The organism is Nostoc sp. CHAB 5715, assembly GCF_020829685.1.
In the GTDB taxonomy this organism is placed as follows: Bacteria; Cyanobacteriota; Cyanobacteriia; order Cyanobacteriales; family Nostocaceae; genus Nostoc.
The window spans coordinates 1-6,780 of sequence record NZ_JAIVFR010000356.1; the positions used below are offsets into that span (position 1 = coordinate 1).

A 6,780-nucleotide genomic window follows, 5' to 3' on the forward strand; every position below is an offset into this window, starting at 1 on the left:
AATAACTTTGAGGAGATTGGTTACATTACCAAATCTATGAATCCTGCTAAATTACCCAGGCTTTATCATAATGGGGCAATTTTGTTACCGGATGCTCGTGTTTTGATTATTGGGGGAAATGCAAATCGAACAGCACGGGAAAAAGATGGCACACTTCACGTTAATATTCAGCGAGATCCCCTAAAATATTATTATAAGTTTCCCAAACTCACAGACAAATCAGGTGAGAAGGAAAAGGAATTCAATCTTGAAGAATATTACCAATCTCCTCAAAGTTATTTTATTAAGGAAGACCTTGATAAGGGAGACAAAGAACCCTTCGTCCCTTCTGAAATTTGGCAGGCAGAGATATTCAGTCCCCCCTATTTGTTTAAGCCGGGTGCTCGTCCTGAAATAGTCAAAGCTCCTGAAAGCCTCAACTATGGCAAATCTAGCAGCATCTCAGTCAAGGATGCCACAAAAACAGGTTCTGTGGTTCTAGTTAAGTTGGGTTCAGTTACTCATTCTTTCGATTATGGACAACGATTAGCAGATTTGCCGGTCGAAAATGTTGCTTTAGGGAATGAGTCTGCCATCAAATTTAGAGCACCGAAAAATGCCAATCTTTACCCACCAGGTTACTACATGATGTTCTACCTCAATGAATTAGGTAAGCCTTCCCACGCCAAGATGGTAAAGCTTGAAGTTTAAAAAGGCTCGATCAAATATCAAAAAGAAGGTTTTTTTTACTATGAAAAAATCCATTTTGTCAGACAAATCACATTCTCTCAACTATTGGCGAAATCAATAACATTTTATTATGGAAAATTTACGCGATCGCCTAGAAGTCGTAGCAGAATTACCGATTGCCCCCGGTAACATCACTTTGACGCCAGAAGGGCGAATTATTCTGAGCCTTCACCAGTTTTATAACCCTGAAATCAAAGTAGCGGAACTTACCAAAGACGATATAGTACCATTTCCTAAGTCGTCTAAAGTAAAAAATATTATTTTTGATACCGTGCTAGGAATTAAGTCCGATGCGAATGGAACTGTTTGGATGTTAGACAACGGCAACCAAAGTAAGTCAGTTCCCAAACTGGTGGCATGGGACACTCATAAAAATGAACTGGCACGAGTGATTTACCTACCACCGCCCATAACACTAGATAGTTCCTTTGTGAATGATTTGGCAGTGGATTTGACCCGTAATGTTGTCTATATTTCTGATCCAGCAGAAGGAAATAAGGCGGCTTTGATTAGGGTCGATTTGAAAACAGGGTTAGCTTGTCGCATTTTACAAGGACACCAAAGCGTAGTGCCAGAAAACATTGATTTGGTGGTTGACGGGATACCAGTGCAGATTAAGCAGCCTAATGGGACTTTAATTCGTCCTCACTTGGGTGTGAATGGGATTGTCTTAGATACATGCAATGAATGGCTGTATTTCTGTCCGATGCATGGTACTAGTATGTACCGCGTGCAGAGTGCAGACTTGAGCAATCCTGATTTGAGTGAAGCTGAATTGGGCAGTAAAATTGAACGATACAGCCAAAAACCAATTTGTGATGGCATTACCATTGATCAAGAAAACAATATTTACTTGGGAGACTTAGTACAGCTTTGCGTAAAATCGTAACGTTTTTAATGCAAGGAGACGCATTGGCATTGTTAGCCGATGCATTGGCATTGTCAGTCGATGCATTGGCATTGTTAGTCGATGCATTGGCATTGTTAGTCGATGCATTGGCATTGTTAGTCGATGCATTGGCAGTGTCAGCTGATGCATTGGCATTGCAGGGTATTGCCAAATTTAATTCGCTACGAATTAATGAAATGCTGTACTTAGTTTGCGTCAGATTAAGTAATGTACTGCTGCCCATTAATGCAGTCAGACTAGATGAGAGAACCAACCAAATCTATGTCTTGGCTGGTGAGGAAATAGAAGTGCTGATTTACCCAAACGGAAAAGTGAGGTTTTTATGACCGATATCAATCTTGCTGCAATGAGCAGAGAGCAATTGAGAGACTACGTAAAAAACCATCCACAAGACCAGGTTGCATTCCAAGCATACATGGACAGACTACAAGATGAACCTGGCATTGAGATCACTTCAATGGATCAATTTGAGCAGCTAGTCCGCGAGAAAATTAGACAATCCCAAGCGGAATGATCTGCAATAGCTCCAAAAATAAAAGCTAATGGATATTTATAAATTTGCCATTCGTCCGCTTTTGTTCAATGTGGTAAAAACCGATTCAGAGTGGTTACACCAGCAGACGATTCGCTGTTTTAGCTGGCTGTCGCAAACCCCTACCAGTTGGGTAAACCAACGCTTACAAAAATCTTTATGTCTGTACGATTCACGCCTAGAACAAAATTTGTTTGGGCTAAACTTCCCAAATCCTGTAGGGTTAGCAGCTGGGTTTGATAAGGATGGAGTAGCTGCTAGCATTTGGTCTAACCTGGGTTTTGGCTTTGCGGAATTAGGAACTGTAACTTTTCACGCACAGCCAGGAAATCCGCCTCCCCGTTTGTTTCGCTTGCCGTTGGATAAAGCTGCTCTCAATCGAATGGGCTTTAATAATCGCGGTGCCGCAGCAATGGCGGCACGTTTGGCACAGCAAAAGCAGAAGTTAATCCAGCCAATACCCATAGGGATAAATTTGGGTAAATCTAAGGTAACTCCTCTAGAAGCAGCTGCACAGGATTATCTTGATAGTTTTCGCTTGCTCAAGGATTTGGGAGACTATTTTGTTGTTAATGTCTCTTCTCCCAATACACCTGGGTTGCGATCGCTCCAAGATGCTTCTATGCTCAGTGCCATCTTGAATTTATTACAACAAGAAAATACTGCACAAAAACCTATTTTTGTCAAGATAGCGCCAGATTTGGATTGGGTTGCGATCGCCGACATTATTTCTTTGGCTAAAACCTACCAACTGGCGGGAATTATCGCCACTAATACCACTATCGGCCGTGATGGACTGAAAACCCAGGTGATTGACCAAACGGGCAAATCACCCCAGGATGAAGCTGGCGGAATTAGCGGTGAACCATTGCGCGATCGCTCCACTGAGGTAATTCGTTTTATTTGGCAGCAAACCCAAGGACAAATCCCGATTATTGGCGTTGGTGGTATCTTTTCTGCTGAAGATGCTTGGGAGAAAATTACTGCTGGTGCTAGTTTGATCCAGGTTTATACAGGCTGGATTTACGAAGGCCCACTGATGGTACGCCAGATTCTAGCAGGTTTGCTTGTCTTACTAGAACAAAGCGGCTTAAATTCCATCAACGAAGCTGTAGGTTTACAAACAAAAATTCCAAAATTCTAATTTTGAATTTTGAATACTTCGGCTACGCTCAGTACAAGTTTTGAATTTTGAATTGTTATCCTTCTTCCTCCACTGGAAAAAACTCCTTAGTTTTTTCCGAGTATAACCAGGCAATACCATCAGGGTCTTTGTTGCGACTCCACTCAGGAAACTCTGGATCGTTTCGCCGTTTATAAACCGTGCTGGAATAGACATTTAACCGTTTGGCAAGTTCAGATTGAATCAGAGAGCCAAAAGTTAACTGTTTTTCCAGCGATCGTGTAGCTGACTCATGGGTTGTCTGTGGTGGTGATTCGGTTTCTGGTTCCTCCTGTGGGGTTGGTGGTGGTGCTAGGAGCGAACGCGCAGTTTTAGTAACTGGTTGAGCGGGAAGTTCTTTAACAGGCTCACTACTGTCAAGAATATTGCCGAGAATGCTGGCAGTTATAAAGTAATAAGACTGCTCCGCATCTTCGGAGTTCACTATACTAGCGCCAAATTCCGAGGCTTTACTATCCAAGTAGCGTTTTGCCATTGTTCCAGTAAAATTGCCCCTTATTGCCAAGTCCATTGGCGTAAGTCTGCCTTGATTTTCCCGAACTAACTGATGAAAAATTGGGTTAACTCGATAAGTCCACTGTTGCCATTGATATTCCTGCCAAAGCTTGAAGCCAATTACCAGCACAATTACCGCCAGTAAAATTCTCCATGTGGTAACTAGGAAAATAATCAAAAACGAGATGGGCAAAAGTAGAACGAGAAAAGCCTTGCCGTTACCTTCTATGGGTTTCTCACTCATGCCGATTTTTGCCAAGTGAATTTTGGGAAATAATACTATCTATATTGGCAAAAATTAGGACACTTTTTTGTATCTTTTGGCAAAGTTGCCGCAAATTTGCCGGCAAAACCTTTTCTTAGTGAGTGTTATAACCTTTTAAATCTGCAACTTATCTCAGATTGGTCTGCGATCGCACAAAACTTTTTTACCAGAGAAAATAAGAGGGTTTTTGACTCAACTAAGAACTCTAAAAATTAACTTGCCAACCCCTTGCCAACACATAATACATACACTACATTTTCCCAAGGACGCTTAACCCACGAAATGGCTGCGCCTGTGGGCAAAATGAACAAGCTTGCTTGGCAGCTGCTATTTCAGGAAATGCCAATAGGTGCAATGCTGCGTAACTTGGGTTCTTTAACTGAACTGGGTCTGTTGCGAACTGATGAAAACGCTAATTTGCTGCAAGTGGAAGTAGTTCTTAATCGCAGAGAACATCTGCCTAAAGGTCGCATCCATCCGATTGATGTTTTGAAAGCACTCAAAACTTATGAATCTGGTGGAACATTAGGACGCAGTAAGAAAACTTGGAACCAAGTTCCTCGGATTGTGGACATTTTAGAAAAAGCGGTTGAACTGTCTTTTGATGTTGTGCAACCCACAGGTAAAGTGTTCATGCACGCGGTGGATGTTTCTGGTTCTATAGGTAACTTGGTTGCAGATATGGGACTGACTTGTTGCGAAATTGCCACCACAATGGCACTGGTGACAGCAAAAGCAGAGAAAAACTACATGATTCGCGGCTTTGCTACCGAATTCCGTGAATTAGAAATCACCGCCAAAGATAGTTTTAGTTCTTTACCCCACCCCAAACCCCTCCCCAAGGCATCGGGGAGGGGCGGTTTTGGCTTTAGACAAAACCGGGGTGGGGTAACGCGAAGAGTGATGGTAAGTGAGTAAATTCAAGATCATGTCTTGACAAGGGTTTTACATTAAGTTGACACCAATGCCTACTCCCTACTCCCTACTCCCTACTCCCTACTCCCCAATTTTCCAAACAACTTGGCTACTTTATCTAAATCCTTGTCTCCAGGTGCGCGTTCTACACCACTAGATAAATCAACGCCGCTAGGACTAACCTGACTCAGGGCTTCGAGAATATTATCTGCTGTTAGTCCCCCAGCTAAAAACCAAGGGCAATTGGGGTTAAATTGCTCTAGCATTGTCCAATCTAAGGTTTTGCCTGTACCACCCAGTTGTTGGGGATGATAAGCATCAAGTAGTAAAGTATCTACGTAATTTCTGTAATTAGCCACTGTGTCAAGATGCTCAAGACTCCGAACTCTCAGTGCTTTAATAATTTCGACATTGGGTAAAGCTTGACGTAATTGGTCGCAAAAATCTGGTAATTCATCCCCGTGTAACTGGACACCAGTCAACCCAGAATCAACAACTATGTGACTGATTTCGCGGATACTAGCGTTGGCAAAAACACCAATTGTGTCAATATTAGCCGGGAGTTCTGCTACTGCTGCCCGAATTTGGGATGTAGTCACGTAGCGAGGTGAGGTTGGCACACAAATAAATCCTAGTGCCGTTGCGCCCAGAGAGGCGATCGCTATAGACTGCTGTGGTTGAGTAATGCCGCAAATTTTAACGCGCATGAAAATTTAACAAATTTAAAATAATCAACAAAGTCTAAACTATCCGAAAAACTTTTGTACCTTGGTAATTTTATAATTTTGTAGGTCTACATTTTAGGAGACAAAAGCTTGATTTCATCTATTTTACTACCAGCAGCTGCAACTGTTCCCGCAACACCTGCGTGGAATCCTACAGTAGGCATCATCATCAGCATCAGTAGCTTAGTAATTCTTTTGCTAAGTACTAGGATTGAAAAACCCCTAGTTGGCCCCAAGTTACCTATCCTGCCCGTCAGTATTCCAACATTCGTTGCAGCGATGGCTTTTGGTCATATTATCGGCATTGGCATCGTTTTAGGACTGACTAACATCGGTCGTTTGTAGTTTTGCGATGATCGCGGCGTCGCTTGTAACACCGCAATCAATACAAAACTCCTAAAAACGATTTTGGTTCTTTCTTCAGCAACATAACTCATGAGCATTAGCCACTCAGCCTTTGTGTAGTCACTCTAACTGAGGGGGGAGGTATTAACCTTCCCCTTGAGAGACGATTCCAACTACTTCATCAACAGAGAATTTATATGGCTTTAGAAACGGGATTAATCCCCTCTCTAAGGCTTATGTAAGTTAATTTATGCAGGAGAAAGAACCATGATGTCATCAATATCGGCACTGATACCGTCTTAGGATTGAGTAATCTCGGCATTATCTAAATTTTATTTTTTCCATCTAACACACTCAAGAGGACGGGCAGTTCTTGCTGGCAGCAGGGAGCAAGAGAGAAGAGTTTTCCCGTCTGCCTTTTTTCAATGCCCAATGCCCAATGCCCCATTCCCCATTCCCCATTCCCCACTTCAGAGCTTTGCTCACAGGTATTAATTGTCTATTCTAGAAATAAGAGCATTTCGTAACTCGACACTATTGAATAGATGCTCAGAAATATAGGACTAATATTTGATTTCTGAAAAAGCTCGGTACAACTCGAAAAGCCTAATTCCTTATTCCCTACTCCCTACTCCCCACTCCCCGCCTACGTAAATAATTTCAAAAATCAAATACGATTCC

The 6,780-nt window shown here is 42.2% G+C and carries 9 protein-coding genes and 1 pseudogene; 7 read left to right on the forward strand and 3 right to left on the reverse strand.

Annotated features, from left to right (window positions below; all coding sequences use genetic code 11):
• From LC574_RS19815 to LC574_RS19835, 5 genes are all read left to right on the forward strand, one after another.
• Nucleotides 1-690: galactose oxidase early set domain-containing protein (locus tag LC574_RS19815; protein ID WP_229455079.1), on the forward strand; the 690-nt coding region annotated here is incomplete at its 5' end.
• Between the two features lie 109 nt (nt 691-799).
• Complete coding sequence (locus LC574_RS19820; RefSeq protein ID WP_229455081.1) at nt 800-1,618, forward strand: major royal jelly family protein; 819 nt, start codon at nt 800-802, stop codon at nt 1,616-1,618.
• An 8-nt stretch (nt 1,619-1,626) separates the two neighbouring features.
• Nucleotides 1,627-1,965: a hypothetical protein gene (locus LC574_RS19825; protein ID WP_229455082.1), complete on the forward strand. Its 339-nt coding sequence runs from the start codon at nt 1,627-1,629 to the stop codon at nt 1,963-1,965.
• A complete protein-coding gene (locus tag LC574_RS19830; protein WP_229455084.1) occupies nt 1,962-2,153 on the forward strand; it encodes a hypothetical protein in 192 nt (63 codons plus the stop codon). Before LC574_RS19825 ends, LC574_RS19830 begins: the two co-directional genes overlap by 4 nt.
• Before the next feature lie 28 nt (nt 2,154-2,181).
• Entirely contained in the window at nt 2,182-3,315 is a 1,134-nt protein-coding gene (locus tag LC574_RS19835) for a quinone-dependent dihydroorotate dehydrogenase (RefSeq protein ID WP_229455085.1), read from the forward strand.
• 55 nt (nt 3,316-3,370) lie between these two features.
• Here LC574_RS19835 and LC574_RS19840 read toward each other — a convergent pair whose 3' ends face one another.
• Nucleotides 3,371-4,093, reverse strand: coding sequence for a hypothetical protein (locus LC574_RS19840; RefSeq protein ID WP_229455086.1), 723 nt, complete (start codon nt 4,091-4,093; stop codon nt 3,371-3,373).
• Between the two features lie 282 nt (nt 4,094-4,375).
• Between LC574_RS19840 and LC574_RS19845 the strand changes: the two are divergent.
• Nucleotides 4,376-4,930 (forward strand): annotated as a pseudogene (locus LC574_RS19845) (TROVE domain-containing protein); the annotation flags it as partial.
• 173 nt (nt 4,931-5,103) lie between these two features.
• On the opposite strand, the gene LC574_RS19850 reads toward LC574_RS19845, so the two are convergent.
• Nucleotides 5,104-5,736 carry a phosphoribosylanthranilate isomerase gene (locus LC574_RS19850; protein WP_229455088.1) on the reverse strand — a complete coding sequence of 211 codons (633 nt, stop codon included), beginning with the start codon at nt 5,734-5,736 and terminating at the stop codon, nt 5,104-5,106.
• Nucleotides 5,737-5,844: 108 nt separating this feature from the next.
• On the opposite strand from LC574_RS19850, the gene psaK reads away from it, so the two are divergent.
• Nucleotides 5,845-6,099 (forward strand): photosystem I reaction center subunit PsaK, encoded by a 255-nt coding sequence (psaK, locus tag LC574_RS19855; protein ID WP_229455089.1) that lies wholly within the window; start codon nt 5,845-5,847, stop codon nt 6,097-6,099.
• Between the two features lie 325 nt (nt 6,100-6,424).
• On the opposite strand, the gene LC574_RS38145 is transcribed toward psaK, so the two are convergent.
• Entirely contained in the window at nt 6,425-6,547 is a 123-nt protein-coding gene (locus tag LC574_RS38145; RefSeq protein ID WP_267871611.1) for a hypothetical protein, read from the reverse strand.
• Nucleotides 6,548-6,780 lie beyond the last annotated feature (233 nt).

Excerpts from the sequence above, each read along its gene's own strand:
- LC574_RS19820 (WP_229455081.1), top strand. The coding sequence starts at position 800 with ATGGAAAATTTACGCGATCGCCTAGAAGTCGTAGCAGAATTACCGATT.
- LC574_RS19825 (WP_229455082.1), top strand. The coding sequence starts at position 1,627 with ATGCAAGGAGACGCATTGGCATTGTTAGCCGATGCATTGGCATTGTCA.
- LC574_RS19830 (WP_229455084.1), top strand. The coding sequence starts at position 1,962 with ATGACCGATATCAATCTTGCTGCAATGAGCAGAGAGCAATTGAGAGAC.
- LC574_RS19835 (WP_229455085.1), top strand. The coding sequence starts at position 2,182 with ATGGATATTTATAAATTTGCCATTCGTCCGCTTTTGTTCAATGTGGTA.
- LC574_RS19840 (WP_229455086.1), bottom strand. The coding sequence starts at position 4,093 with ATGAGTGAGAAACCCATAGAAGGTAACGGCAAGGCTTTTCTCGTTCTA.
- LC574_RS19850 (WP_229455088.1), bottom strand. The coding sequence starts at position 5,736 with ATGCGCGTTAAAATTTGCGGCATTACTCAACCACAGCAGTCTATAGCG.
- LC574_RS38145 (WP_267871611.1), bottom strand. The coding sequence starts at position 6,547 with ATGGGGCATTGGGCATTGGGCATTGAAAAAAGGCAGACGGGAAAACTC.